General features: G+C 70.3%; 25 protein-coding genes. 14 read left to right on the forward strand and 11 right to left on the reverse strand.

The window, feature by feature from the left end; translation table 11 throughout:
- The first annotated feature begins 4 nt into the window (after positions 1-4).
- Positions 5-796 carry a MerR family transcriptional regulator gene (locus OHS57_RS02110; protein WP_328580754.1) on the forward strand — a complete coding sequence of 264 codons (792 nt, stop codon included), beginning with the start codon at positions 5-7 and terminating at the stop codon, positions 794-796.
- A 7-nt stretch (positions 797-803) separates the two neighbouring features.
- Here the strand turns inward: OHS57_RS02110 and OHS57_RS02115 are convergent, their stop codons facing one another.
- Entirely contained in the window at positions 804-2,294 is a 1,491-nt protein-coding gene (locus OHS57_RS02115; protein ID WP_328580755.1) for an MDR family MFS transporter, read from the reverse strand.
- A gap of 89 nt (positions 2,295-2,383) precedes the next feature.
- Between OHS57_RS02115 and OHS57_RS02120 the strand changes: the two genes are divergently transcribed.
- Positions 2,384-3,070 carry a TetR/AcrR family transcriptional regulator gene (locus OHS57_RS02120; RefSeq protein ID WP_041999391.1) on the forward strand — a complete coding sequence of 229 codons (687 nt, stop codon included), beginning with the start codon at positions 2,384-2,386 and terminating at the stop codon, positions 3,068-3,070.
- 122 nt (positions 3,071-3,192) lie between these two features.
- A complete protein-coding gene (locus tag OHS57_RS02125) occupies positions 3,193-3,648 on the forward strand; it encodes a spore-associated protein A (protein WP_328580756.1) in 456 nt (151 codons plus the stop codon).
- An 84-nt stretch (positions 3,649-3,732) separates the two neighbouring features.
- Here the strand turns inward: OHS57_RS02125 and OHS57_RS02130 are convergent, their stop codons facing one another.
- The 3 genes from OHS57_RS02130 to OHS57_RS02140 form a co-directional block, all read right to left on the reverse strand.
- A complete protein-coding gene (locus OHS57_RS02130) occupies positions 3,733-4,176 on the reverse strand; it encodes an SRPBCC family protein (protein WP_328580757.1) in 444 nt (147 codons plus the stop codon).
- 88 nt (positions 4,177-4,264) lie between these two features.
- A complete protein-coding gene (locus OHS57_RS02135) occupies positions 4,265-5,329 on the reverse strand; it encodes a lipoate--protein ligase family protein (RefSeq protein ID WP_328580758.1) in 1,065 nt (354 codons plus the stop codon).
- A gap of 63 nt (positions 5,330-5,392) precedes the next feature.
- Entirely contained in the window at positions 5,393-6,895 is a 1,503-nt protein-coding gene (locus OHS57_RS02140; RefSeq protein ID WP_328580759.1) for a carboxylesterase/lipase family protein, read from the reverse strand.
- A gap of 130 nt (positions 6,896-7,025) precedes the next feature.
- On the opposite strand from OHS57_RS02140, the gene OHS57_RS02145 reads away from it, so the two are divergent.
- Positions 7,026-7,652 (forward strand): TetR/AcrR family transcriptional regulator, encoded by a 627-nt coding sequence (locus OHS57_RS02145; protein ID WP_328580760.1) that lies wholly within the window; start codon positions 7,026-7,028, stop codon positions 7,650-7,652.
- 95 nt (positions 7,653-7,747) lie between these two features.
- Here OHS57_RS02145 and bla read toward each other — a convergent pair whose 3' ends face one another.
- A complete protein-coding gene (gene bla / locus OHS57_RS02150) occupies positions 7,748-8,677 on the reverse strand; it encodes a class A beta-lactamase (protein WP_328580761.1) in 930 nt (309 codons plus the stop codon).
- Between the two features lie 112 nt (positions 8,678-8,789).
- On the opposite strand from bla, the gene OHS57_RS02155 reads away from it, so the two are divergent.
- Both OHS57_RS02155 and OHS57_RS02160 read left to right on the forward strand, forming a co-directional pair.
- Positions 8,790-9,731 (forward strand): LysR family transcriptional regulator, encoded by a 942-nt coding sequence (locus OHS57_RS02155; RefSeq protein ID WP_328580762.1) that lies wholly within the window; start codon positions 8,790-8,792, stop codon positions 9,729-9,731.
- A 44-nt stretch (positions 9,732-9,775) separates the two neighbouring features.
- A complete protein-coding gene (locus OHS57_RS02160) occupies positions 9,776-10,642 on the forward strand; it encodes a serine hydrolase (protein ID WP_328580763.1) in 867 nt (288 codons plus the stop codon).
- Here OHS57_RS02160 and OHS57_RS02165 read toward each other — a convergent pair.
- A complete protein-coding gene (locus OHS57_RS02165) occupies positions 10,619-13,549 on the reverse strand; it encodes an AAA family ATPase (protein WP_328580764.1) in 2,931 nt (976 codons plus the stop codon). The genes OHS57_RS02160 and OHS57_RS02165 overlap by 24 nt on opposite strands.
- Before the next feature lie 353 nt (positions 13,550-13,902).
- On the opposite strand from OHS57_RS02165, the gene OHS57_RS02170 reads away from it, so the two are divergent.
- Positions 13,903-14,577, forward strand: a complete 675-nt coding sequence (locus OHS57_RS02170; protein ID WP_328580765.1) for a GNAT family N-acetyltransferase — start codon at positions 13,903-13,905, stop codon at positions 14,575-14,577.
- 14 nt (positions 14,578-14,591) lie between these two features.
- On the opposite strand, the gene OHS57_RS02175 is transcribed toward OHS57_RS02170, so the two are convergent.
- The 4 genes from OHS57_RS02175 to OHS57_RS02190 form a co-directional block, all read right to left on the reverse strand.
- Positions 14,592-15,323, reverse strand: coding sequence for a 2OG-Fe(II) oxygenase (locus OHS57_RS02175; RefSeq protein ID WP_328580766.1), 732 nt, complete (start codon positions 15,321-15,323; stop codon positions 14,592-14,594).
- A gap of 32 nt (positions 15,324-15,355) precedes the next feature.
- Positions 15,356-15,970: a hypothetical protein gene (locus tag OHS57_RS02180; RefSeq protein WP_328580767.1), complete on the reverse strand. Its 615-nt coding sequence runs from the start codon at positions 15,968-15,970 to the stop codon at positions 15,356-15,358.
- Between the two features lie 188 nt (positions 15,971-16,158).
- Positions 16,159-16,626, reverse strand: coding sequence for a nuclear transport factor 2 family protein (locus OHS57_RS02185; RefSeq protein ID WP_328580768.1), 468 nt, complete (start codon positions 16,624-16,626; stop codon positions 16,159-16,161).
- Positions 16,627-16,640: 14 nt separating this feature from the next.
- Complete coding sequence (locus OHS57_RS02190) at positions 16,641-17,603, reverse strand: pyridoxamine 5'-phosphate oxidase family protein (RefSeq protein ID WP_328580769.1); 963 nt, start codon at positions 17,601-17,603, stop codon at positions 16,641-16,643.
- Positions 17,604-17,741: 138 nt separating this feature from the next.
- Here OHS57_RS02190 and OHS57_RS02195 point away from each other — a divergent pair, with 138 nt between their 5' ends.
- The 6 genes from OHS57_RS02195 to rph all read left to right on the forward strand — a co-directional run bounded on the left by OHS57_RS02195 (position 17,742) and on the right by rph (position 25,114).
- Complete coding sequence (locus OHS57_RS02195) at positions 17,742-18,425, forward strand: CGNR zinc finger domain-containing protein (RefSeq protein WP_328580770.1); 684 nt, start codon at positions 17,742-17,744, stop codon at positions 18,423-18,425.
- 113 nt (positions 18,426-18,538) lie between these two features.
- A complete protein-coding gene (locus OHS57_RS02200) occupies positions 18,539-19,795 on the forward strand; it encodes a hypothetical protein (RefSeq protein WP_328580771.1) in 1,257 nt (418 codons plus the stop codon).
- A gap of 171 nt (positions 19,796-19,966) precedes the next feature.
- Positions 19,967-20,416 carry a nuclear transport factor 2 family protein gene (locus OHS57_RS02205; RefSeq protein ID WP_328580772.1) on the forward strand — a complete coding sequence of 150 codons (450 nt, stop codon included), beginning with the start codon at positions 19,967-19,969 and terminating at the stop codon, positions 20,414-20,416.
- Positions 20,417-20,493: 77 nt separating this feature from the next.
- The gene (locus tag OHS57_RS02210; RefSeq protein ID WP_328580773.1) at positions 20,494-21,111 is read left to right on the forward strand and encodes a TetR/AcrR family transcriptional regulator; all 618 of its coding nucleotides are present in this window, start codon (positions 20,494-20,496) and stop codon (positions 21,109-21,111) included.
- 97 nt (positions 21,112-21,208) lie between these two features.
- Entirely contained in the window at positions 21,209-22,102 is an 894-nt protein-coding gene (locus OHS57_RS02215; RefSeq protein WP_328580774.1) for an NAD-dependent protein deacetylase, read from the forward strand.
- A 396-nt stretch (positions 22,103-22,498) separates the two neighbouring features.
- Positions 22,499-25,114, forward strand: a complete 2,616-nt coding sequence (gene rph / locus OHS57_RS02220; protein ID WP_328580775.1) for a rifamycin-inactivating phosphotransferase — start codon at positions 22,499-22,501, stop codon at positions 25,112-25,114.
- Between the two features lie 81 nt (positions 25,115-25,195).
- Here the strand turns inward: rph and OHS57_RS02225 are convergent, their stop codons facing one another.
- Positions 25,196-25,954, reverse strand: coding sequence for a DeoR/GlpR family DNA-binding transcription regulator (locus tag OHS57_RS02225; protein WP_328580776.1), 759 nt, complete (start codon positions 25,952-25,954; stop codon positions 25,196-25,198).
- Positions 25,955-26,097: 143 nt separating this feature from the next.
- Here OHS57_RS02225 and OHS57_RS02230 point away from each other — a divergent pair, with 143 nt between their 5' ends.
- Positions 26,098-26,775: an NUDIX domain-containing protein gene (locus OHS57_RS02230; protein ID WP_328580777.1), complete on the forward strand. Its 678-nt coding sequence runs from the start codon at positions 26,098-26,100 to the stop codon at positions 26,773-26,775.
- Positions 26,776-26,785: the final 10 nt, after the last annotated feature.

Raw genomic sequence — 26,785 nt, forward strand, 5'->3', positions numbered from 1 at the left:
AACCATGCTCACGATCAGCCAGCTCGCGGCGTACGCCGGAGTGACGGTGCGGGCCGTACGCCACTACCACCAGATCGGGCTGCTGCCCGAGCCCGGCCGCGACCGGTCCGGGTACCGGACGTACGACGCCGGCGCCGTCGTACGGCTGATCCGGATCCGCACCCTGGCGGACGCCGGCGTGCCGCTCGCCAGGGTGCAGGAACTCCTCGACGCCGGCCCTGAAGCGTTCGCCGACGGCGTCCAGGAGATCGACAAGGACCTGCGGGCCGAGATCCGGCGGCTGCGGGGCACCCGCGAACGGCTCGCCCGGCTCGTCGCCGGAGAGCATCTGGCACTCCCCCGGAGCGTCGTGGACTACCTCGACCGGCTGCGCGGACTTGGTGTCGAGGAGCGGTACATCGAGCTGGAGCGGGACGCCTGGATCATGATCGCCGCCCAGGCGCCGCACCTGATTAACGCCGTGATGGTCAGTAAGCACGAGCAGTTGGACGACCCCGACATGGTGCGGCTCTACAGCCTGGTCAGCGGGGCGCTCGACTGCCCGGCCGACGATCCGCGGGTCGTCGAGGTCGCCGACATCGTGGAGCGTCTGTGGATTCGGGCCGTGGAGGCAGGCGAGTTGGGTGCCGACGACTTCGACGACCAGCTCGTCGGCCTGCTGGACGCCGTCATGGTCGAGTCCGCACCGGGGGCCGTGCGGTTGTTGGAGATCCTGGAGGAGCGGGGCTGGCGGGGCTGGACCCGCGTCGAGCGAGTGCCGGACAACAGACTCAACACCCAACAGCCGCCGTCTTGACGTCAGTTCAAGGGGCGCCCACAACTGGCCCCGCGCCCCCTCCCGCCGGCGTCGGCCGGGGCGCCGCCAGGGCCGCGGCGGCAGCGGCGTTACGGACCTGGTGTCGCCCCGGCAGCCATACGCACAGCGCGGTGGCGACGAGCGAGAACCCCGTCGCCCACCAGAACGCCATGTGGAAGCCCGACACGACCGCGCCCGTTCCGGCGCCGGAGATGGACTGTTCGAGGACGACGGCGAGGACGGCGGTGCCGAACGACCCGCCGATCTGCTGCGCGGTCCGGGTCAGGACGCTCGAATGCGCGATCTGGGCGCGGTCGAGTCCGACGTACGAGGCGGTCATCACCGGCATGGTCACGGCGCCGAGCCCGACGCCACGGACGAGCAGCCACAGCGCGAGCAGCCAGCCGTTGCTGGTCGCGTCGACGAAGGAGAACGGTACGGTCGCGGCGGCGACGATCAGGAACCCCACGACCGCGATCGAGCGGGCCCCTATGCGGTCGGTGAGCGGTCCGGCGATCTGGCGGCTGAGCAGGGTCCCGACCCCCTGCGGTACGAGCATGAGCCCGGCGGCCAGCGCACTCGCGCCGCGGACCTCCTGGTAATACAGCGGCAGCAGCAACATCGCCCCGAACAGCGAGAACCCCGACAGGAACAGCACGGAGGACGAGGACCCCACCGAGCGTGCGGCGAGCAGCCGGATGTCCACGAGCGGGTCGCGGCGGCGCAGCGCGTAGACCGTGAAGGCGACGAGGAAGGCGACACCGGCGGCGAGGGGCGCGATGACGTCGGGGTGACCGAAGCCGTCCGCCGAGCCGGCGTTCGAGAGACCGAGGATCACGGCCGCGATGCCCGGTGCGAGCAGCGCGAGCCCGCGCACGTCCAGCCGGGGCGGCGTGACGGAGGCGTCCGGCGAGTCCTCGGCGAGGTAGCGGTGTGCGAGGAGCAGCCCGACGAGACAGAACGGCACGTTGACCCAGAACATGAAACGCCAGCTCAGGTCCGTGATGATCGCTCCGCCGACGAGCGGCCCGAGGATCGGCCCGAGCAGTGCGGGCAGCGCGACCCAGGTGGTCGTACGGCCGAGCGCGCGGCCGCCCGCCGCCTGCATGATGAGCGTCGTCATGACCGGCAGCATCAGCCCGCCGCCGAGCCCCTGCACGACCCGCCAGCCGATGAGCGAGCCCGCGCTCCACGCGAGACTCGATCCGACCGAGCCGACGAGGAAGACCGTGAGGGCGAACATCCAGACGCGTTTGCCGCCGAAGCGGGAGAGCGCCCAGGTGCTGAGCGGCACGGTCACGCCGAGCGCCAGCATGTAGCCGGTACTCACCCACTGGATCGTCGAGACCGACACGTCGAGGCTCGTCGCCAGTTGGTGCAGCGCGACGCTGACGATCGTCGTGTCGAAGACGACCGCCAGTGCTCCGACGACCAGGATCAGCGCGGTCTTCAGCACCTGTGGGTCGACCTTGTCGTGCACAGGGGTGTCCGAGGCCATCACATACCTCATTAAGAGTTGGATGCATTCCTTAATGTCGAGAGTAGGAACCGTGGCGAAGGAATGCAAGGCTCTCTTATCCTTGACGTATGACAAGCGAGCAGGCCGTGCCTACGAAGACGGTGTCCGCGCCCACGAAGACGGCGTCCGACACGGTCAAACGTCGCCGCCGAGGGGCCGAACTGGAGCGGGCCCTCCTCTCCGCCGCCTGGGAGGAGCTGACAGAGGTGGGGTTCGCGAAGCTGACGATGGAGTCGGTCGCCGACCGCGCGAAGACCGGGATCGCGGTGCTGTACCGGCGCTGGGCCGACAAGAACGAGCTCGTGCTGGCCGCCATCCGCCACTACGGCGACACCCATCCGGTCGTCGTCCCTGACACCGGCAATCTGCGCGACGACATGCTCGCCCTGCTCGGGAACATCAACGCGGGACGGATGGAACTCGCGACGCTCGTGGGCGCGACGTTCGCGGGCCTCCACGACAGCGCCGGCCTCACCCCGGAGGACGTCCGGCTCACCGTACGCGGCGACGGCCCGTGGCTGTCGGAGGAGGTGTTCCGCCGGGCACACGACCGGGGCGAGATCGATCTCGCGCGGGTTCCGCAGGACGTGCTCGACCTGCCGCTGCAACTCGTGCGCCACGACATCCTGTTGACCATGAAGCCGGTTTCCGCTGAGCGGATCCGCTCGATCGTCGACAACATCTTCTGGCCGCTTGTACGGCGGCCCGAGGGCGAGTTGCCGGCACGAGCGAGCGGTGTGGTGACAGAACGGTGACAGCGGGGGCCACAACCGGTTCCCGGGCTGGCCGGTCTCACCAGGTGTAGGGCGGCGGCAGCAGACCGGCCGTACGCACTGCTCGACATCAATGCACGACCACACCCCAGGGGGACCAGGAAATGAAGCTCATTCGTCACGCAGCCGGCGCCGCCACCGTCGCCGTCGTCGTCACCGGCGGGGCTCTGGCTCTCGCGGCGCCCGCGTCCGCATCGGCCCCGGCCGCGACGTCGACAGCCGCGACGTCGTCGTCAGAGACTCCGGTCGCGAAGTACAACGGTGCCTGCGGCGCCGGACACAAGGTGATCGACTCCGCCAACATGGAGAACCTCGGCACCACCTTCCTCACCTACAACGCGACGACCGGCGAGAACTGCGTGGTCACCGTGCGCACCAAGCCCGGGGCCGCCGTCGACATGTTCGCGCGGCTCAGGTCCAAGACGGGCGGCACGGCCACCGACCGCGGCCGGTTCACCACCTACGCCGGGCCCGTCTACATCCAGGCCCGCGGCGAATGCGTCACCTGGGAGGGCGGCATCACCACCTACTCCACCAAGGGCACCGGCCACTGCGGCTGATCCGCGAACGTCCCGGACAGGCCCGTAACGGAGCCCCAGGAAGGCCTCGCCGTCCTGGGGCTCCGTGCGCATGAATCTCGGGTATCAGTTCGCGGTCTTGAGAAAGGTCGCCAAACTGTCCAGCAGCATGGTGGTGCCCTGCTCGGCGACGTCGCGTTCGTCCGAGGTGTCGCAGCTCTGGGACACCACGACGCGAGTCTCGTGCGCACTCCGCTCGGCAAGCTCGACGGTCATCACCGCCGGCTCGTCCTTACCGGGTGCGTCCATGCCGATCACCAGACGCCGGTTCTCGTCGACCTCGATGTAGGAGCCGGTCAACGGGAACTGCCCGCCGTCCGGGGTGACGATCGTCGACTTCCACGCCCCACCCGGCCACACGTCCATCTCGACGGACCCCGGGGCGGCGTAGGACCACTGCGCGTAGGACTCCGCGACGGTCCAGGCGCGCCACACCGCCGCCACAGAGGTCTCGAATGTCCGCTCCAACGTGTAGGAGAAACCCTCGGCCGTACCCTGTTCGGTGGTCATCTCGCGCTCCCTGTCTCCCCCTTGTGGGGATGTCGAGAGGTAGACACCAGCTGCCCCTGAAAGTAATCGGTCTCCCGGCCACCCCTCGTCACGGCACGCGGGCCGTCCAGTCCGGGTTGCTGAACTTGGCGGCTGCCAGTTCCTCGGCGCGGGCCAGTTCCGCTTCGGTGACGTGGCCCGTCAGCAGGCCGTAACGGGCTCGGAAGGACTCGATCATGCGGTCGATCACGGCCTCGCGGGGCAGACCTGTCTGGCGGCGCAGCGGGTCGACGCGCTTTTTCGCACTGCGCGTTCCCTTGTCGGACAGCTTCTCCCGGCCGATCCGCAGTATCTCCAGCATCTTGTCCGCGTCGATGTCGTAGGACATCGTCACGTGATGGAGGACCGCGCCCGGGCCACCCTCAGGGCTCAGGACGCGCTTCTGGGCCGCTCCGGCGATCTTGCCGACGTCGGTCGCGATGTCGTTGAGTGGCTGGTACCAGGCCTTGATGCCCATGTCTCCGAGGGCGTCGAGCACCCAGTCGTCGAGGTATGCGTAGGAATCGGCGAAGGACAGCCCTGACACGAGCGACGCCGGTACCGAGAGCGAATAGGTGATGGTGTTGCCGGGCTCCACGAACATCGCCCCACCGCCGGAGATCCGCCGCACCACGGCCGTACCGTGCCGATCGGCGGCCGCCAGGTCGACCTCGTTCCTCAGGGACTGGAAGCTCCCGATGATCACCGCGGGTCCGCCCCACTCCCACACGCGCAGCGTCGGTGGACGCCGGCCCGCCGCGACCTCGGCGGTGATCACCTCGTCGAGGGCCATGTGCAGGTCCGGCGACTGCGGGCCCTCGTGGATCAGCTGCCAGTCGTAGTCGCGCCAGTCCGTGGCCTGGGCGACGGCCCGGCGGACGGCGACCGCGATGCCCTCCGCCGTCAGCCCGAACATGACCGTGCCCTCCGGCAACGCCGACTCGACCCGCCTGACCAGTTCGGCGGCGGCGCTGTTCGCGGGAGCGCCTTCCAGCGCCCGGTCGATGGCCGTGATTGCCTCGTCAGGTTCGAGGAAGAAGTCACCGGCCACGCGGACGTCGCGCAGCACCCCGTCACGCTCGTCCAGGTCCACCACGACCAGCTTGCCGCCGGGCACCTTATATTCTCCGTGCATACCCGTTCACAACGTTCCCCGCGTTGTCTTTAGTCCGGAGAGAGCCGACCCCCACTACCCGGCTCAGCGAATGCCGTCCCAGGCGCGGCGCTCGTCGGGGGCGGGATCGTCGACCACCCGAATCTTCTCCGCGATCAGTGCCGTGGGGCGGCGGGTCGTGTCGTACGGTTCCCAGCCGGGCGTGCCCGTCCGGGCGAACGACACCCACGCGTCGTGCGCCGTCGCGGCCGCCTCCGTCGAGGGGCGGGCGCCTATGAGCGCCCGTACGCTGTCGTGACCCTCGGTCCGGAAGACGAAGGGCACCTCCGTGGCGTGGCAGGCGCCGAAGCCGTCGTTGTCGGCCGGCTCCAGATGGTCGAAGCGGTAGACCCAGGTGGACGCGGCACCCCCGGCGACGCGGGCCTCGGCGTAACGCAGGGCCGGAATGGCGAAGACCCAGTCGGTGCCGACCGCGGCGAGCAGATCGCCGGGGGTCGCACCGGGTCGCGCGGCGCGGTAGATCTCGATCGCTTCCGGCTTGAGCCCGTACGTCCGCGCCTTGTCGAACAGGGCGGCTTCGTCTATCGCGTCGAGCATGTTCGCGGCCACGAGGAACAACCGGTCCTCGTCGCGGTTCCAGCCCGTCAGCAACGGCACCGACGCGCTCCTCCCGGCGCGGGCGGCGTCCAGCGGATGGACCGGTAGGACGGTGCCGTCGATCACCGGCGCGAACGGCAGACCGCTCAATGCGAGGCTTCCCCACTTGGCAGGGTCGGCATCGGTCTGGATCTCGGCGAACACCTGGGAGGCCGCAGCCACGAGCCGGTCGGGCGGCACGGCGGCGATGGCGCTCCTGGTGTGCGGCACGTCGAGGGTGTGGGCCAGCAAGGTGCTGACCGCCAGCCCCTGTTCGGCGGTGAGCGTGTTGGCAGCCGCACCGGACTGCGTCACGGCGCGGGCGAACAGCCCTGCCGCGGACGGCATCGCGAGGAGGGTGGCAATGCTCATCGCGCCGGCCGACTCCCCCGCCAGCGTCACGTTCCCTGCGTCACCGCCGAAGGCAACGATGTTCTCCCGCACCCATTCCAACGCGGCCAGCTGATCCCGCAGGCCGAGGTTGGACGCGTCGTCGTCGAGGAAGAGGAAACCCTCGGCGGCAAGGCGGTAGTTGACCGTCACGCAGACGACGCCACTGCGCGCGAAACCCGACCCGTCGTACGCCGCAACGGAGTTGGAGCCGTTGAGGAACGCGCCGCCGTGGATCCACACCAGCACCGGAAGACCACTCGCTCCGGGGTCGGGAGTCCAGACGTTGACGTTGAGGCACTCCTCCCCCTCGATCTCCTCTTCGAGGAACAGCCGTTGGAAGACCGGCGGGTAGTCGCCCTTCGGCACCGTCGGCCCCATCCGGCCCGCGTCGCGGACGTCAGGCCACGGGACCACCGGCTGCGGCGGCAGCATCCTGTTCGGCCCGAACGGCGGCGCCGCGTACGGAACTCCGAGGAAGGAGGCCACACCGTCGCGTATACGGCCTTCCACGGTGCCGCCGGCGACGGTCACCCGGGAGCTGCGTGCATCGTTTGCCATCTGAACTCCTGAAGAGTCGAAGGGCGCTCGGCGCCCTAAATGCGACTCGACCGTATCAGATAGATGCAGAAATGAAGCAAGCATGTATCATTTATCAGGGATAGGGTGGCCCCCGGACATCGGAGGCGAGATGAGCGAGACCAGCCACCCGCGGCGGGTGCGCGCGGACGCGGTGCGCAGCACGGCTCGCATTCTGGAGGCGGCCGAGGCGGTGCTCGCCGTTGACGCGAACGCCTCGCTGGAGCGGATCGCCGAGGCGGCCGGGGTCGCCCGTGTCACCGTCCACCGGCGCTTCTCCTCCCGGAAAGCCTTGCTTGAGGCTCTCAGCGCGCGGCTCAACGAGCAATACCTGGTCGCACTCGGGCAGGCGCGGACGGAAACGGCGCCACCGGTGGTCGCCCTGCACCGCCTGACCGAGGTCATTTTCGAGCTCAAGATCAGCCACCGGTTCACCATGGACCTCAACTCCGACGCACTGACGGGCCGGCCGGTACTCAGCCGGGAGGCCGCAGATGGTCTCGACACACTGTTCGCGCGACTGCACGCGGCCGGAGTGATCACGGCCGCCGATCCGGCCTGGGGACGCCAGCTCTATCTGACACTGCTGTGCGAAGTGGGCGAGTTGCCCGCGGACTCGGCCAGCCTGAGTTCCGCCGCGAACGACCCGGCAAACGTTGCGGGCGCCCGGACCGATCTGCTGGTCAGTACCGTGATCGGCGCCCTGGGCGGACGGAACGATCACAACGCGGCTGGGTAGACGCCGCGCGCCGCATCGTGACGGCGGTTCGGGAGAAGTCGCGAACGTGCCACTCACACTCCACGGGTCGCGGCTCAGTGCTCAGGGCTCAGGGCTCAGGTGAGTGCGGCAGCCACGATCGCGGCGGCCCTGGCCACCAGTGGGTTGTCCGTCGGGCCCTGCGGATCGTATTTCGTCGACAGGATCGACAGCACCAGCGGAGAGCGACCGGGCGGGCGTACGACGCCCACGTCGTTGGCCACGCCGTACTGCTCGCCACCGCCCGTCTTGTCCGCCAGAACCCAGTCCGCGGGCAGGCCCTTGCGGAAACGTTCGGTGTTGGTGGTGTTCGCCACCAGCCAGTCCCAGAGCCGCTTCCGGTCCCCGGGAGAGAGCGCGCCGCCGAGCAGGAGGCGGCCGTACGTCATGCCGACGGCCCTCGGGTTCGTGGTGTCCTCGATCCGCCAGGGCTCGGCGCTGTTCAACTCCGGCTCCCAGCGGTCGAGTCGGGTCGTGCCGTCCCCGAGGCTCCGGCAGAACCGGGTGATGGCGGTGGGACCGCCCAGCTCGCGCAGCAGGAGGTTCCCCGCACCGTTGTCGCTCTCGCTGACGGCCGCGGCGCACAGCTCGGCGCCGGTCAGGCCGTGGGCGATGTTCTCCGGCTTCCCTGTGACGGGGATGTACCCCGCCGCCTCGACGAATTCCGCGGTGTAGCGGATCCGGCGGGCCAGGAACTCGCCGTGCCGGTCCACGTCCCGCAGGACGGCCGCCGCAGCGAGGCCCTTGAACACCGAGCACATCGGGAAGCGCTCCTGGGGGCGGTAGCCCACCGTCGCCCCCGAAGCGGTGTCGAGCGCGAAAACGCCCAGCCGGGCGGCGTACTCCTGCTCCAGCGCACGAAACTGTTCCGTGAGCGTCCCGCCGGGTTCGGCTGCGTACGACGTGGTGGCTACGGCGGGCACCAGCGTGGCCACCGCGGCGCCGGCGCCGACGGTCAACACCTTGCGGCGGGACGGCAGAACTTCGGTGACGGTGGTGAGACGCACGGTCGTCCTCTTTCTTCGCGGGACCAGGTACTTGGGTCTGCGGGCCGGAGTGCCGGAGTGATCCGGCACCTGGCCGGTGCGGCAGACACAGTCAAGGCGGCCGTCGACCGTCATGTCGAATACACTCTCGACGCCCACTCGATTCGACATCCGTATCCGCACACGTCAGGGGAGCGCCGTGCTCACCGAACGCCATCTGGAAATCTTCGTCGCGCTGGCCGACGAGGAACACTTCGGCGCGGCCGCGCAGCGCGTGGGCATCACCCAGCCACCCCTGTCGCAAGGACTGCGCCGGCTCGAAGCGCTGGTGGGCGTACGCCTCTTCGAACGCAGCCGGGGTGTCACGCTCACCGAGGAAGGCGCCCTGTTGCTGCCGCACGCCCGGCGGGCGCTCGCCGCGCTCACGGAGCTACGGGAGACGGGGGCGCGAGAGCGGGCCGACGGCCGGCGGCTCCGTCTCGGGCTCGCGCCTGAGGTACCCGCCCGGCTCGCAGCGGCCGTGGCCGCCGCACCGGGCCGCGCCGGGGAGCGCACCCGGCTCACCGTCTCCACGGCCCCGACCGCCACGCTGTTGTCCGAGACCGCCGCAGGACGGCTGGACCTTGCGGTGATCCGGCACCCCGCGGTGCTTCCGGGGCTCGGCTCCGGCGCGGTGGTGCTCGTTCCGACCTGGCGCCTGACGCCCGCCCCGACGACTGCCGAGGCGGCGGCTGTGGACACCAGACGGCTGCCTGTCGCGGTACGGCCGCGCGAGGAGGCACCGGCAGCCTACGACCTGTTCGTCGACACCCTCGCCAGCCGAGGGCGCCGGGTGGAGACGGTCGTGGTTCCCGACGAACGCGCCGGGCTCGCCCTGGTGGCGGCGGGACAGGCCGTGCTGGTCACGGCCGACGCCGGTCTCTCGGCCGAGGGCGTCGACCGCACCCCCTCCACGGACCCGCCGCTCCCACTGCGGCTACGGGTGGTGTGGGACACCCGCCGCCCGGACGCCGAGGGCATGGCGTCCACGGCGCGCCTGCTGGCGGACGCCCTGGCCCGGCAGGCGGGGCAGTGAGCGCGGCGAGGCGGGACAGCGACGCACAGCGCGCCATTCGCGGCATGTTCGCGGACGCCGGCGTACGCGGCTGGCTGCACGTGGCGGAGCTGCACCGGCCGACGGCCTGCGTGACGGTCGACCCCGACGAACCGGTGCCCGTGGGCTCGGTCTACAAGCTGCCGCTGATGGCGGCCTTCTGCCGGCTGGCGGAGACCGGCGGTCTCGACCCCCGGCAGCAGGTGACGCTCGGCCCCGACGACCGCATGCCCGGCTCGACCGGCCTCTCCATCCTCCGGGACCCGATCACCGTCTCCCTGCGCGACCTGGTCGTCCTCATGATGAGCGTCTCCGACAACACGGCGGCGAACGCGGTGCTACGCCACGTGGGCCCGGCGGCCGTTGACGCGCTGTGCCAGGAACTCGGCCTGCCGCACACCCATATCCTCGGCGGTGTGGCCACGACGTTCGAGCGGATGGTCTCGGAGACCGGCACGGAGTCGCTGAGCGCCGCGATGAAACGCCTCACCGACAACGACGCCACGGTGCCCGCCGGGGTCTACAACCCCCTGTCCAAGGCATCCTCGACGCCGTCCGACATGGCCAGGCTGCTGCGGGCGATCTGGACGGACGACGCGGCCTCCGCCGAGAGCTGCGCCTGGATGCGCGAGACGATGGGCCGCCAGGCGTGGTCCCACCGCCTCGCCGGCGGATTCCCCTACGACGACGTCACCGTCTCGGGCAAGACCGGAACCTTCGGCACGATGCGCCACGAGGCGGGCGTGGTGGAACTGCCCGACGGCGCTGTCTACACCGCCGTCGTCTTCACCCAGGCAGCCCGTGCGGACAGCAGACTTCCCCGCGCCGACGCCGTCATCGGCACGGCGGCGCGCGCCGCGGTGGAGGAGCTACGGGGCAACGAAGGCACCTGAGCCCGGGCTGTTCGGCGGACCGGTGGGTTCGACACCACGCCGACCTTGCGCAACTCCGGACTCGGATCCGACACGAGTTCGGCTCAACCCGTCCTTGATGAGGTCCCGCAGCTGGGAACGGGCGGTGATGCCCAGTCTGGGGAAACTGCGGTAGAGGTGCGAACCGACCGTGCGCGGGGAGAGAAAGAGCTTTTCGCCGATCTCCCGGTTGGTCAGTCCTTCGGCGGCGAGCCTGACAATCCGCTGTTGTTGTGGGGTGAGTTCGGCGAGCGCGTCGGGAGCCGAATCAGTGACGATGATGCCTGCGGCCCGCGATTCGGCCCGCGCGCGCTCGATCCAGGGGCGTGCACCGAGGCGTCGGAAGGTCTCCAGGGCCTCGGCGAGCGGTCCGCGTGCCTCCGCGATCCGCCGACGACGACGCATCCACTCGGCGAGGTCCAGCAGGCTCTGCGCGCGTTCGAAGGGCCAGTACTCGAATACCGGATCCGCCAGGGCCGCCCGGAAGTGCGACTCGGCACCCTCGGTGTCTGCGGGGGCCTCGGTGTCCGCGAGGGCCTCGGGGTCCGCCAGCAAGCCACGGGCTCGGTTGATCAGGGCCTTCAGGCGGGGAGACGCGTTGTCGGCGAGTTCGCGAGCGGCACACTCCACGATCGGTGTGGCCTCGTCGCGACGGCCGCAACGTACCGCGGCAGCCGCCAGATCGGCGAGGGCCGGGTATGAGGCGTGGTAGTGCACGGGCGCGCCGTCCGCCGTGAAGACCATACGGAGTTGCTCGTAGGCCCTCTCGTACGCTCCTTCCGCGACCGCCGCGGCGCCGAGCGCCCGACGGGCATAGACGAAGACCGAGCGGCTCTCCAGCGGATCGATCAGTGTGAGCGCGTCCTCAGCCCGGGCCCGGGCGGCAGTCGAGTCGCCCTGGAAGGCCAGCACCACGGCATCGACAGCGGCCGCACAGGCAACCGCGTGGTCGAGGCCGGCCGCCCGGCCGATCTCGGTGATACGGGCGCACGCGTCGCGGGCCTCTTCCCAGCGTCCTCGTTCCACATAGGCCCAGGCAACCGCGCCGCCCAGCCCGTCCGGCAGCGCTCCCCGCAGCTTCCAGCGGTCGAATGCCTCGTCGAAGGCACGGACGGCCAGCGGCGTTTCGTCCAGAAGCCACGCCATGATGCCGACCGTTGTGGACAGCTCTGGCCGGCCCTCCGCCTCGGCGAACAGTCGTGGCAGCAGGGAGACCAGTCCGGCCCGGTCGTCGAAGGGGTCCGACACGGCTCGCACCCACGTGCGCAAGTGCGCGCGCGAGCCGTGGGGGTCGTGTGAGCCGTGGGGGTCATCCTCGGGGAGGCGGGACAGGATGTCCCGGAGGCGCTGCCGCTGGGTGTCCTTGCCGGAGTAGAAGGAGACCACGGCGGCGCCGGAGACGAGGTCCAGCGCGGCAGCGGGCTGATCGACCGCCAACTGTTCGGCGGCTTCGGTCAGTCGGGAGTAGGCGGCGGTGTGACGGGTGGTCAGGACCGCCAGCCGTCCGGCGTGCACCGTGGCTGCCGCGAGCAGGGAGGAGTCGTCGGTGCGCGCGTGTGCCGCCGCGACCAGTTCGTCGACCCAGCCGATGTCTCCGGTGAACACAGCCGTCGAGGCGGCTTCGACCAGCAGCCGGGCGCTGTCCTCGCGCCGCGTGGCAAGCTCCGCGGCACGCTGGAGGGTCTTGGCCGCCGCCGCGTGGCCACCGCGCCGAAGGGCGCGGGCAGCGGTCCGTTCAAGCTCGGCCGACACGGCCGCGTCCCGTCCCGGGGAGGCGGCGGCCACATGCCAGGCGTGCCTGTCCGGCTCGTCCAGAAGCAGCTCGGCGAGCGAGCGGTGAGCCTCGCGCCGGGCGTCGAAGGACGCGGCGTGGTAGACGGCGGACCGCATCAACGGATGGCGGAAGCGCAGGTCCCGACCGGTGCGCCGGACCAGCCCGGCCTGTTCGGCGGGCAGCCAGACCCCGTCGTCCGCCGGGGCGAGCCCGGCCGATGCGACGATCGCGGCGTCGACGCTGTCCATGGCGGCCAGGAGCAGCAGGTGACGAGTCGTGCGCTCGGGGAGTCCGGTCAAGCGCGCGGCGAAGATCCGCTCCAGGTGATCGGCGAGCGGGAGCGGACCTGTGGACGGCAGTGCCGTGGCCGTGTTGTGCGTGATGGCCGACCTCGTCAGTTCCACCAGTGCCAGTGGGTTGCCGTCCGCCTGATCAAGGATCCGCGCCCGGGTACGGCCGGTGGGAATCTTCGGAATCTTCGGCTGCTGATCCAGCAGCCGGTTGGCCGCTGCGTCGTCGAGCCGTCCGAGGGTGAGGGTCGGCACGTGACGGTCGACTCCAGGCAGAACGTGGCCGCTGCGGGCCGCGACCAGCGTCGTGACCGGTTCGCCTTCCAGCCTTCGGGCGGCGAAGGACAGTACGTCCAGCGACGCGCGGTCCACCCACTGGGCGTCGTCAAGGATCACGAGCACAGGTCCTTGGTCACCCAGCTCGGAGAGCAGGCTCAGAACAGCCACTCCGAGCAGCATCAGATCGGGCCCGGACGTGGCCGGGCCCTCGCCGAAGGCGGCCCGGAACGCCCCGCGTTGCTGCTCCGGCAATCCGTCCGCCTCGGCCGACACGGGACGCAGCAACTGATGAAGCGCGGCGAACGCCAGGCTCGACTCCGACTCGCTCCCCTCCGCGCGCAGTACGCGAGCGCCGTCAGCTTCAGCCCGACGCACCACACGGTCGAGCAGCGCGGTCTTCCCGGTGCCGATGTCACCGATCAGCAGCACAACCGGGTCGGCCGACACCGAGTCCACCGCACGAAAAAGGCGGGCCAATTCGGCGTCCCGGCCGACGAGCGGCTCCCCCGCACCCGCCGGCTCCCCGTTATCCGCCTGCTTGCCCACGGAGTCTCCAGGATTCGTGCATCGTGGTGGCTCTCCGTACAAAAGCCGCCTTGTCTTGCCCCCAGGCTACGGTTCGCACACACGTGACGAGCCACCGAGGCGCGGACCGAAGCGGACCGAAGCGGACCGAAGTCGAATCGCCGGCCCCGACTTTCGTCGCGGGCGTTTCGAGACGCCAGGTGGATGTGGCGGCGGCGCCGTAGGGACAGACTTCCCAGAGACCACTTCTCTCGCGCATTCCACAGAACGGTGAGGGCCGTCCACGCGGCGTGCCCCTGGTCCGCGGCGCCGTACTCGGGACCGGGCCAAATATGTGGTGCGCGCCGGGACGGCTCGGCTCTATGGTGACGCGCATGCCGACGACCGCCGCGGCGCTGTCCGCGTATCCCCCGTTGAACGTGCAGGTGCACACACCCCGGCTGTCCTTGCTGGGGGCGACGGACGAACTCCTCGAACGCCTGGTCCCGACGGTACGCAAAGGGGTGGCCGGCGAGCCTCCGTGGCCCTTCGACGATCCGAGCTCCCTCTACGCAGACAGCCCGGAGCGCGAGTGGCGCTGGCTGCGGGCCGTATGGTCCGGCCGGGGCCGGGTGAGTGCCGGCTTCTGGCGTCTCTACTTCGTCGTGGTCGTCGACGGTGAGCCGGTGGGCATGCAGGATCTGATCGGCCGCGACTTCGTCACCTTCGGAACGGTCAGCACGTTTTCCTGGCTCAGTCCTGACGTGCGCGGCGGCGGCTTCGGGAAGGAGATGCGGCAGGCGGTGCTGCAGCTGGCCTTCGAGGGGCTGGGGGCCCGTGAGGCCGGCAGCGACGCGTTCGTCGACAACCACGCCTCGAACCGTGTCTCCGAATCCCTGGGCTATGTGCCGAACGGCGTGTCCTGGGATACGCGACGGGGCGAGCCGGCGCAGATCAAGTGCTGGAGGCTGACCCGCGAGCGGTGGGCCGAGCAGCGCCGTGACGACATCGAACTCACCGCTGTCGCCGACTGTCTGCCCGTGCTGGGGATCGACCCGTCACCGAGGTGACGAGGCCGCCCCGGTCAGGCCGCGTCGTGGAACACCAGGCCGAGGGTGTGCCTGGAGCCGGAGCGTACGGTGCTGACTCCGTGCCGCATGGGGGCGTTCGACCATCCGCGCTTCGACGGCACGGGCCTGTCCCTGGTGGTGAAGACGAGTCCGTGGCCCTTCGGCACGCTGGTCGCCGAACCCCGGGACTGGGCGCGGGCCCGCTGCTCCGTCATGAGGAACTCGCCGCCCGTGTAGTCCACGCCAGGCGCGTCCAGGCCGACGACGACCTGGAGGGGGAAGACCATCTCCCCGAAGACGTCGCGGTGCAGGGCGTTCCAGTCACCGGGGCCGTAGCGCAGCAGGATCTGCGCGGACCGCTCCTGACCCGCCGCGTGGCATGCGGCGATCCACTCGTCCAGCGAGTCGGGCCATGGGGCGGTGCGGTCGAGCTTCTGCGCCCACTCCCGCGCGAGCGGCAGCAAGTGCGGGTAGAAGGCCGTACGCAGACCGAGCACGGTGGTCGGCAGGTCATGCGTGAGGTACTTGTACTCCCCGGAGCCGAACCGGTGGCGAGCCATGTCGATCGTGGTCCGGAAGGAGCCGTCGTCCTCGTACAGGTCTTTGAGGGCGGAGGTCTCGGCGTCCGACAGCAGCGGCCCGGTGAGGGCACTGCCGTACGCGTCGAGTTCGGCGCTGATGGCGTCCCAGTCCTGGCCGGCGACGCGCTCGTGGAAGCTGCTGGCGAGCTCGGGTGCGGTGGGCATGTGATCGTCCTTCGTAGATGTGGTGCCAGGGGTCACCGGGCGGTCTCGTCGATCTGCACGGGGTAGCCGGCGCGCAGGACGGCCAGCGTCGCGGGAGGCGTGATGACCGGCGCCGTGCCCGCCGAGGGAAGCTCGCGGCGCCGTCCGTAGCCCTCGCGTGTCCATTCGGTGAGGTGCCGGTCAAGGACGAGGGCGGGTACGCGGTCCTCGGTGAGGACGAACGCCCCCTCCGGCACATCGCGCCACGCAAGGTCGTGGTAGCGCCGGCGGTGCGTGCCTCGGTGGATGCGTTCGCTGTGCAGCAGGCGGTTCATCTCGCCGGCGGTGGGTGGCGGGACGCCCAGACCTTCGGTCCAGGCATCCCGGTACGCCCGGTAACTCTCGCGGCGGCACTCGGCGCACGGCCGGTGACCCGCGGCGAACGACACCGCCTCGTCGTGGAAGTAGAGACTCGTCCAGTGGCGCGGGGCCCACTGCTCGCGCCGCCGGTTCCGAAACCGCAGTGCGCAGGTGATCCAGAGGTTGCCCGTGTGGAAGCGGACGATGTCGTGCCCCTCGTGGAGGATCCCCCGGTTGCCGGTCCAGGCACCGCGGAGAGGCGTGGCGACGATCTCTCCGGTGGGGGTAACGCGGTTACGTTCGGGCATGGTCGACCTCCTGACCGGGCGCGGGCCGTCCGGGGCACATTCAGTAGACGCCGGCGGATCGCGTTTCGTGAGGTCGGATCGTGCGGTTGGCTCGTGAGGCCGGCTCGTGGGGCCGGCTCGCTCTCAACCTGAGCCCGGCGTCCTGACCAGTCACCGGATCAGCACGCCGGAGGGTGTTCAGCCCCAGTTCAGTCCAGAGGGATGTCGTGTCCGGGACCGCGCTCGGCCTCGGCGCGCGGGCCGAAGTAGCGGCGGTCGGACTCGTTGATGAGCACGTCGTTGATGCTGGCCTCGCGACGGCGCATCAGACCGTTCTCGGCGAACTCCCACAGCTCGTTGCCGTACGAGCGGAACCACTGGCCCTCGGCGTTGTGCCACTCGTACTGGAAGCGGACGGCCATGCGGTTCTCGCGGAAGCCCCACAGGCTCTTGCGCAGGACGTAGTCGCGTTCGCGCTCCCATTTGGCGGTGAGGAACTCCACGATCTTTTCGCGGCCGACGAGGAACACGTCCCTGTTCCGCCAGACCGAGTCCTCGGTGTAGGCGAGGGCCACGCGGTGCGGGTCGCGGGTGTTCCAGACGTCTTCGGCGGCTTGGGTCTTGGCGACGGCGCTTTCGAGGTCGAACGGCGGGACGGGCGGGCGCGTGTCGGTCATGGCAGGACGGTCCTTCACAGTGCGGAGTGCTGGTCGGTGAGCGGCGGATTGTCGGGCGCCGCGGACACAGTGTCGGCCAGAACGGGCAGCAGATGGCCCGCCACCACGCGCCGGGGGGCGAAATGGACGCGGCGCCCGGTCCGGTCGTCGTCCCCGGGGACACCGGGGTCGGTCCACTCCAGCTCGGCCCGACCGGACAGGTGGAGGGTGCGACCGGTGGTGAAGTCGCAGAAAAGCAGTGCGGATGTGGGGTCCGTCTGGAGGTTGCCGATGGTGTTGAACATGTTGTTGCCCCAGTAGTCGGGCCACCACAACTGTCCGTCCTCGACGCGGACGAAGCCCGGCGGGCCGCCGCGGTGCGAGGCGTCGCTGCCTCGGGTGGGATGGGTGGTGCCGATCAGGAACGTGTCCGACCGGCGGATCAGGTCGGTATCGGCCTGTGTGAGGGCGCCGGCGTGGCGGACCGGCTCCGAGCTGCGGGCCATGGTCGGCGCGAGGTGAAGGTGCCGACTCTGGATGTACTGGGGGCAGTTGCCGTACGCCTGCTCCACGTCGATGCGCAGTCCCTCGCCGTCTGTACGAGTCAGGGTGCCGTTGATCCGCAGGCGTCTGCGGGTGGCGAACTCGACGACGATCAGCCCGACCGGCTGGTGCACCGGGAGGTCGCGGAGCGGGTCCCCGTCCGCGGGCAGCGTCCGTACATCGAGGGCGACCGGTGAGGCGACGTGGAGAAAGCCGGGCGGCCCGGCGAGCGGGGAAGTCCACAAGGTGCCTTCGGTGTCGCGTGCGGTGATGGCGGCGAACGACCTGTCCCCCAGGAACCGGGTGACACCGCCACGCAGCTGGGCGGGGGCCAGCATGCCCGCGAGCCGGGCCGCGTCCCTCGCCACGCCCGCCTGCCGCTGTACGGCCAGCTCACCCTCGTGGAAGCCCGCGGTCGTCTGTCGTGCCGTGTCGCTGAAGGCGGAACCGGTCATGAGAGCAGGACTCCTTCGATCGCACGTTCTGACGGTTGGACTCGACTCCAACCGTTAGAAGCAGCGTCGCACGCCCGACCCACCCAGTCAAACGGTTGGAGCTATCCGCAACCGTTAGAAGCGCGGTAGCCTCGCAGCGTGGACACCAATGCACCGCTCCTGGGCGAACCGCTCCCCGTCGAGCTGATGAACACCATCTGGGCGGACAGGGACGGCGTACACGACGCGCTGCACGACCCGGACAGCACCCGGGCGTGGCTGCACGCCGTCAGTTCCCGGACGGACCTGATGACGCCCGGCGACCTCGACACACTCACCGTGCCGGACCTCGACGGCCTGGCCGGGCGGCTGGTCGGCCTGCGCGACGCACTGCGCCGACTCGCCGCCGAAGCCACCGAGGACCCGCGCCCGGCGGCGGCCTCCGACACCCGGGGACTCCATGCGGCCGTCACCGCGCTCAACCGCGCCTCCGGCGACACACCCCGCTGGTCGACCCTCTCCTGGACACCCGGCCAGGAACCCTCCCGCCGCACCCGTACCAGCGGGCAGACCGCCTCAGCCGCCGTCTCCGCCATCGCCGAGGACGCCGTCTCCCTCTTCGGCGAGGACACCCGCCGTCAGCTACGCGCCTGCCTCGCCCCGGGGTGCGTCCTGTATTTCGTCAAGAACCACCCACGCAGGGAATGGTGCTCCGCAGGCTGCGGAAACCGGGCCCGCTCGGCCCGCCACTACCAGCGCCACCGCCACACGACGGACCGACCGTCCCCGCGCGAGCGCGCCGAGAGCGGCGACGACCTGCCGCCCGCCGTCGCATCTCGATGAATGGGACATGTATTGCGTTCGTACAACTGTCCAGCTTCCGAAGGAGTCTTCTTTCGCAACTGTTCATCCGTGCGGGGCGGTGGTCCGTGGCCGCATGTCCTCGAAGGAGCCCCATGAGACCCGTCTCCCTGGCCGCCGCGCTGCGCTGTTCGGCCGCAGTGGGCACTGCCACCGCGCTCGCCTGGGCGCTGGCCTCGGCTCCCGTCGCCACTGCCGCCGACCGCGAAGAGCCGGGCGCCGAGCTGGCGTTCGGTGTGACCGCGCCCATCGAGGGAGTACGCCCCGGAAGCGCGCAGGCCGTGTCGTTCACGGTGACGAACCGAGGAACCGCACCCGCGACGCAGGTGGCGCTGTACATCGACGGTTCGCAGGGACTCGCCTTCGCCGAGAAGTACGCGAACTGCCGCTACGAGAACACCCCGGCGCAGGACGAGGGGCCGGCTCAGGTGAACGCGGTCTGCGCCGTCGACCAGACCCTGGAGCCGGGCTCGGTCTACGCGCTCGAAGAGCCTGTGGGGGTGACTCTCGCGGACCGTGCCCTGTACGAGCAGCTCAGCTTCACCATCCAGCAGGATCCGGCCGGCCTCCCCGGAGGAGCTGACGACGGCGGGGCCGGAAAGGCGGTCCTGCGGCTTGTCGAACAGCGGCCGCCGGCCGATCCCGGCGCCACCTACGGGTACGAGCGGCTGGACGTCGACATCACCGCCAAGAACACGGCGGACTTCGCGCTGACCGGCTCCACCGTGAAAGGCAAGGCGGGCGACACGGTCACGGCGGAGGTGTCGTTCGCCAACAAGGGTCCCGGCTGGGTCACCAACGACGTCTCCTCCCCCATCGGCGTCTTCGACGTCGGTGTCCCCACCGGTACGACGGTGGTGAAGGCCCCCGAGTTCTGCGCTCCGGCAGGCACCGGCAACAAGCCGGCGGCGTACCACTGCACGACGCCGTACGACTACGCCGACGAGCACAGCGAGCGCGCGTATCCGTTCCGGCTGCGGATCGACAAGGTCGTCAAGAACGCCACCGGAAAGGTGGCCTTCGTCAAGGGCGATCACCGCTCGGGCACACTGCCCTTCGACGAGAATCCGAAGAACAACGCGGCCCGCGTTGTCGTCAACCCCACTGCCGTCGGCGGCGGTTCCGGGTCGACCGGCGGCTCGGAGCCGACCGACGGCCCGTCGAGTGGCGCTACGTCGGGTGGCGCGACGTCGGGTGGGAGCACGCAGGGCACCGGGACGCAGACCGACACCCTGGCCGCCAGTGGCACCGACGGCAGCCTGCTCATCGGCGGGACAGCGGCAGCGCTGCTGCTGACGGCCGGCGGAGTACTCGTCGTACGGCGCCAGGGGAAGCACCCCTCGGCGCGCTGATCGCCGGCGGCTTCCGCCAACCCGTTTCGCCGCGGCGCGGGACTGCGCGCTTGATCTTTGCGACAACCTGTCGTAATCTTTACGACAGGTTGTCGCATAAAGCATGCCCGGCGACCCCTGGTGCGGCAGAACGCTCTGACGTGCCGCCGTGAACGGAAAGGGGCTTTTCACATGAATGCGCTCAGTGATCGCGCCGATCTCATCGAACTGCTCGGCCGTTATGCCGATATCGCGGACCTGAAGGAATTCGTCGAGCTGCCCAAGCTCGTCTTCACCGACCCGCTTACGGTCGACTTCGAGTCGGTCGCCGGGATGCCGCCGATGACGGTGCCGCTCGCTGATTACGTAGAGAACGTCCGCGCCGCCTTCACGCCCTTCCTGGCGACCCACCATGCCATCACCGGCCACGTCGTCGATATCGACAGCGACAGTGCGACGATCCACGCGCACGTCCGCGCCGAGCACTGGCTCCCGGACGAGCTGGCCAACGGCGGACCCAACCGCTGGCTCGTGGTCGGCTTCTACGACAACGAAGCGGTCCGCACCCCGGACGGCTGGCGTCTCAGCCGCGTGAAGCTCACCGCGACGTACCAGGAGAACGCGCCGCAGCCAGCCGCGTAGCCACTGAGGCTGACGTCGATCCATACGGCCCTCGCCCCTGGGCGACGGACAAGCCGCAGTGGGAGGAGAATGATCGGATGCCGCGGATCCGGGGAACCAGCATCGAGGAACACCACGAGATGGTGTGGGCCGACCTCGCCTCGGCGATGCGGGAGTTGCTGCTCGAACGCGACTACGACGCGATCAACATGGGCCATATCGCCGCCCGGGCCGGCCTCGCGCGCAACACGCTGTACAACTACGCGCGCGACAAGGGCACTCTGGTCCTGGCGCTGACCGAGCGGGCGAGCCGCCCCGCGGTCGAGCGGGTGGCCAGGATCGCCGCGCGGTCCGGCAGCCCGGCCGCCGAGCGGCTGCGGGAGATCATCGAGGCGTTTCTGGAGGCCTCGACGGACCAGTCCATGCAGCTGATGTTCCGGCCCGGTTCGGGTCCGCTGGTCGACGAGGTGCCGAAGGGGCCGGACAGCCCGTTCCACACGATCGTGGTCGAGGTGGAGAACGTCGTACGGGACGGCATCGAGCGCGGCGAATTCCGCGATGTGGGCGACGTGCCCCTCGCGGTGGAGCTGCTGTCCGGTGTCATGCGGGCGGGCGCCGAGCGCATCGGGCGGGACCCGGCCGCCTTCGCGACCACGGTCCGCGCGTCGCGGGAGATCATCCTCGCGTCCCTGGAGGCGCGCTCCGTGCGCGCGTAGCCGTGGCAGAACGCACACGGAGCGTACCGGAACCCGGTCGACAGCCCTCGGCTGCGACGCCCACGTACCGCCGCTGCCCGGCCCGTATCCTGGCCGTATGCGCATGCGCCCCACCCTGAGCTGGACGCCCACCGAGAACCTGCCGCCAGGCAGCACCCAACTGCAGCCGGTCGCTGACGCGTTGGCCGCCGGCGGCGTGCTGGTCCTGAGCGGTGCGGGTATCTCCACGGAGTCGGGCATCCCCGACTACCGGGGCGAGGGCGGGAGCCTGAGCCGACACACCCCGATGACGTACCAGGACTTCACCGCCGGCGCCCAGGCCCGCCGGCGGTACTGGGCGCGCAGCCACCTCGGCTGGCGCACGTTCGGCCGCGCCCGGCCCAACGCCGGACACCGCGCTGTCGCCGCCTTCCAGCGCCACGGCGTCCTCTCGGGCGTCATCACCCAGAACGTCGACGGCCTGCACCAGGCCGCGGGCAGCCTGGACGTCGTAGAGCTGCACGGCAGCCTGGACCGCGTCGTCTGCCTCTCGTGCCGCACCCTCACCCCACGTCACGAACTCGCCCGACGGCTGGAGGAGGCCAACCCGGGCTTCGAGCCGTCGGCCGCCGTCATCAACCCGGACGGTGACGCCGACCTCACCGACGAACAGATCGGTGACTTCCGTGTGGTGCCCTGCACACACTGCGGCGGCATCCTCAAACCCGACGTGGTCTTCTTCGGCGAGAACGTGCCTCCGGCACGCGTCGAACACTGCCGGGCCCTGGTCCAAGCGGCGGCTTCCGTCCTGGTCCTCGGCTCCTCGCTCACGGTCATGTCCGGACTCCGCTTCGTCCGCCAGGCGGCCCAGGCCGAGAAGCCCGTACTGATCGTCAACCGCGACCCCACCCGGGGCGACCGCTACGCACACACCCGGGTCACACTCCCCCTGGGCGCAGCGCTCACGAGCATCGCCGACCAGCTCAACATCCCCATGGGAACCGGTGAGTGACCCCGCCGTCGCGCTTCCACGTGACCGACGCCGCCGTGTCCGACGCGGATTAGGGCACGGAAATCGCCCTGGCCGCTGACTTCACCGCGTTCGTGGAGGGGCTCACCGGTGCCGTGCGTCTCGGTGCTTGATCGTCGTGCGCCGATCGGTTCCGCAGGCCGGCAAAAGGAAAGACGAGGAGAACCCTCTCCTCGCCACTCCTAAGGTATAGCGCACCTGGGGGCTTGCGGCAAGGCCCCCGTGGTGCCGCAGAATCGTCGGCCGAGGCTACAACCTGCGGAAATGAGGGCACGACGTGCGTGTGTTGTCGACGTGTGGGGGACGCGGTGACGTCGGACCAGTGGCGGGGCCGGCCGGTGCGGTGCTGCGGTTCATGACCGCCCCGGAGGTGTCACGGTGAGCGAGCAGTACGTACTGGATCTTCGTGAGGTAGACGAGACGCGGGTCGCGGTCGTCGGCGGCAAGGGTGCGCAGCTGGGCGGGCTGTCGCGGATCGAAGGCGTCCGGGTGCCGGCCGGTTTCTGCGTCACGACGGAGGCCTTCCGGCAGATCGTGGCGCAGGCGCCGTCGATCGGCGACCAGCTCGATCAGCTGTCGCTTCTGGACCCGGACGACCGGGAGGGGGTCCGTACGCTCAGCGCGGAGATCCGCCGGGCGATCGAAGGGATCGCCGTTCCGGACGGTCTCGCGGCGGCGATCACCGCCGCGCTCGGCCGGCTCGGCGGGGCAGCCGCCTACGCCGTCCGGTCCAGTGCGACGGCGGAGGATCTGCCGACGGCGTCCTTCGCCGGGCAGCAGGACACGTACCTGAACGTCATGGGGACCGCGGCGATCCTTCAGCACATCAGCCGGTGCTGGGCTTCGCTGTTCACCGAGCGGGCCGTGACGTACCGCCGGCGCAACGGCATCGATCACCGTACGGTCCACATGGCCGTGGTCGTGCAGCGGATGGTCGTCCCGGATACGGCCGGCATCCTGTTCACCGCCGACCCCGTCACGGGCAACCGGACGGTCGCCACCGTGGACGCCGGCTTCGGGCTCGGGGAGGCCCTGGTCTCCGGCCTGGTGAACCCGGACGTCTTCACGGTGCGGCACGGCGAGGTCGTCGCCAAGACCATCGCCGCCAAGGAGCGTGCCGTTCAGGCCCTGCCGGACGGCGGTACGCGGGAAGTGGCGGTCGACTCGCGGCGCCAGGAGCAGCCGGCGCTGACGGACGAGCAGGTCGTACGGCTCGTCCAGCTCGGACGGCGGATCGAAGCCCACTTCGGCCGCCCGCAGGACATCGAATGGTGCCTGGCCGACGACACGTTCCAGATCGTGCAGAGCAGGCCGATCACGACGCTGTTCCCCGTGCCCGAGACCGACGACGAGGAGAACCACGTCTATGTCTCCGTCGGTCATGGGCAGATGATGACCGACCCCATGAGGCCTCTGGGGTTCTCCATGTGGCAGCTGACGGCCATGGTCCCGATGCACGAGGCCGGCGGGAGGCTGTTCGTGGACGTCACCCGGCGCCTGGCCTCGCCCGCCGGCCGCGCCGGTTTTCTGGACGCCATGGGGAAGGGGGATCCGCTGATCAGGGACGCGCTGGAGACCGTCCTCGACCGCGGGGACTTCGTCCCTTCGCTCCCGGACGCGAGTCCCGGCCGCCCGCCGGGCGGCGGTGCGCCCGCGCCGATCGCGACCGATCCGGCCGTCGTCACGGAGCTGATCGAGCGCAGCCGGGTGTCCCTCGCCGCGCTGAAGCGCGGCATCCGGCCGAAGGCAGGACCGGCGCTGTTCGACTTCCTGCTGGAGGCGTTCGAGGAGCACAAGCGCCTGCTCAGTGATCCCCTGAGCATTCAGGCGATCATGGCGGGGATGGAGGCCACCTGGTGGCTCAACGACAAGCTGATGGAGTGGCTGGGCGAGAAGAACGCGGCTGACACGCTCACGCTGTCCGCCCCCGACAACATCACGTCGGAGATGGGACTGGCGCTGCTCGATGTCGCCGACGTGATCCGCGGGCAGCCGGACGTGGTCGCGTTCCTCAAGGACGTCGCGTTCCTCAAGGACGTCACGGACGAGAACTTCCTGGACGAGCTGGCGAAGCTCTCGGGCGGGACAGCGGCGCGCGACGCCATCGAGGCGTACCTCGACCGGTACGGCATGCGCTGCGTCGGCGAGATCGACATCACGAGGCCGCGGTGGCGCGAACGCCCCCTCACGCTCGTACCCGCGATCCTCGACAACGTACGGAACTTCGAGCCGGGGGCCGCCGAACGGCGCTTCGAGCAGGGGCGGCGGAAGGCGCTGGCGAAGGAGCAGGACGTGCTGTCCCGGCTGCGGGCCCTGCCGGAAGGGGACCAGAAGGCCGACGAGACCAAGCGGATGATCGACCGGGTCAGGACCTTCATCGGGTACCGGGAGTATCCGAAGTACAACATCATCAGCCGCTACTTCGTCTACAAGCAGGCCCTGTTGGAGGAAGCCGAGCGCCTCGTGCGCGCCGGTGTGCTTCCCGAGAAGGAGGACATCTTCTCTCTCACCTTCCAGGAGTTGCACGACGTCGCGCGCTCGAACCGGGCGGACGGCCGGCTCGTCCAGCAGCGCAAGGAGGCCTTCCGGTCGTACCACGCGCTCACACCGCCCCGGGTGCTCACCTCGGACGGCGAGGCCGTCGTCGGGGCGTACCGGCGCGACGACGTGCCGGACGGCGCCCTGACCGGGCTGGCGGTCTCCGCCGGGACCGTCGAGGGACGGGCCCGGGTCGTCCTGGACATGGCGGATGCCGATCTCGAAGCGGGCGACATCCTGGTCACTCCCTTCACCGACCCGAGCTGGTCGCCGCTGTTCGTCGGCATCGCGGGCCTGGTGACGGAGGTCGGCGGCCTGATGACGCATGGTGCGGTGATCGCGCGGGAGTACGGCTTGCCGGCCGTCGTGGGCGTGGAGCAGGCCACGCGGCTGATCCGGGACGGGCAGCGGATCCGGGTGTACGGCACCGACGGGTACGTCGAGATCCTGTCCTGACGGACCGCACCGCGCGGCAGCACCGGGACGTCAGCAGGCTGTCAGGTTCAGCGGGCTATCAGGATCAGCGGGCTATCAGGATCAGCGGGCTATCAGGATCTCCACACCGAACGCTCCGACCTCCGCGACGAGCCTGTCGCGGGGGTCGGCGTCGGTGATCAGGCCGCTGACCTCCGCCCAGGGCAGGACGCGGTACTGCGAAGCGGTGCCGATCTTCTCGGCGGAGGCGAGGATGTAGGTGTCCGCGGCCCGCGCGGCCAAGGCGCGCTTCATCGCCGCCTCTTCGGCGTCCGCGGTGGTCAGTCCCGCCTCCGGGTGTACGCCGGTGACACCGAGCAGGCAGAGATCGGCGGAGACGTTCTGCGCGGCCTCGACAGCGGCCGCGCCGCAGGCGACCGCCGAGTGCTTGAAGACGCGGCCACCGAGGAGGAAGAGCTCCACCCCGGGATGGTCGAGCAGGGCCACGGCGACCGTCGGGCTGTGCGTGATCACGGTGCAGCTGAGGTCGTACGGGAGCGCGCGGGCGACCGCGAGGGCGGTCGTGCCTCCGTCGAGGATCAGCGAGCCGCCGGGCCGTACCAGCGCGGCGGCCACGGCGGCGACCTTCCGCTTGCCGTCGGGGGCGACGGCATGCCGGGCGGCGTAGTTGGCCACCGCTGGTGAAACGGGCAGCGCACCGCCGTAGACCCGCTGGCAGAGCCCGTCGGCGGCGAGTTCACGCAGGTCGCGCCGCACGCTGTCCTCGGAGATCCCCAGTCCTGCGGCGACGTCCTTGGCGACGATCTTGCCCTCGCGAGCGAGCAGAGCGAGCAGGTGGTCGTGCCGTTCAGCGGCCAGCATGCACATTCTCTCCTGTTCTTGCACGTTTCTGCATGTACGGTAGCGCACGTGAACGACAAGCCCCCGTCCGTCGGGTACGACGCCCCGTACGGCGTCTCGTACAGCGAGGCCGGGATTCCCCGCCGCACCCCGCAGGAGACCGCATGACTGGCCGCCCCGGCATCGACGTCCCCGATCACCGCGGCCGTACCGGCCTCGACCAGGCCGGGCGCGAGCTGGACCGCAACAGGGACGTGGTGGTCCGCGACGTCGAACTCACCTCGCAGGGCTGGCACGTGCTGCGCCGGACCACCTTCGACTACCGGCGTCGGGACGGGCGTTGGGAGACGCAGCAGCGCGAGACGTACGACCGTGGCAACGGCGCGGTCGTCCTGCCCTACGACACCGCGCGCGGCTGCGTCCTGCTCACGCGTCAGTTCCGCTACCCGGCCTACGTCAACGGCCACCCCGACGGCATGCTCGTCGAGGCGGCGGCCGGACTGCTCGACGAGGACGACCCGCACACCGCCGTCCGCCGCGAGGCCGCCGAGGAACTCGGCGTCACCCTCGGCCCGCTCACCCACGTCCTCGACGCGTACATGAGCCCGGGCTCCATCACCGAACGGCTCCACTACTTCGCCGCCCCGTACACCCCCGCCGACCGGACCGGGACCGGTGGCGGCCTCGAAGAGGAAGGCGAGGACATCGATGTCCTCGAACTGCCCTTCGACGAAGCGCTCGCCATGACCGGTGACGGCCGCATCACCGATGCCAAGACCATCCTGCTCCTGCAATGGGCGGCGCTGACCGGCCCGTTCGCCCCCGCTGCGGACGGCCGCTGACGCGGGGTGA

Source organism: Streptomyces sp. NBC_00370 (assembly GCF_036084755.1).
GTDB lineage: Bacteria > Actinomycetota > Actinomycetes > Streptomycetales > Streptomycetaceae > Streptomyces.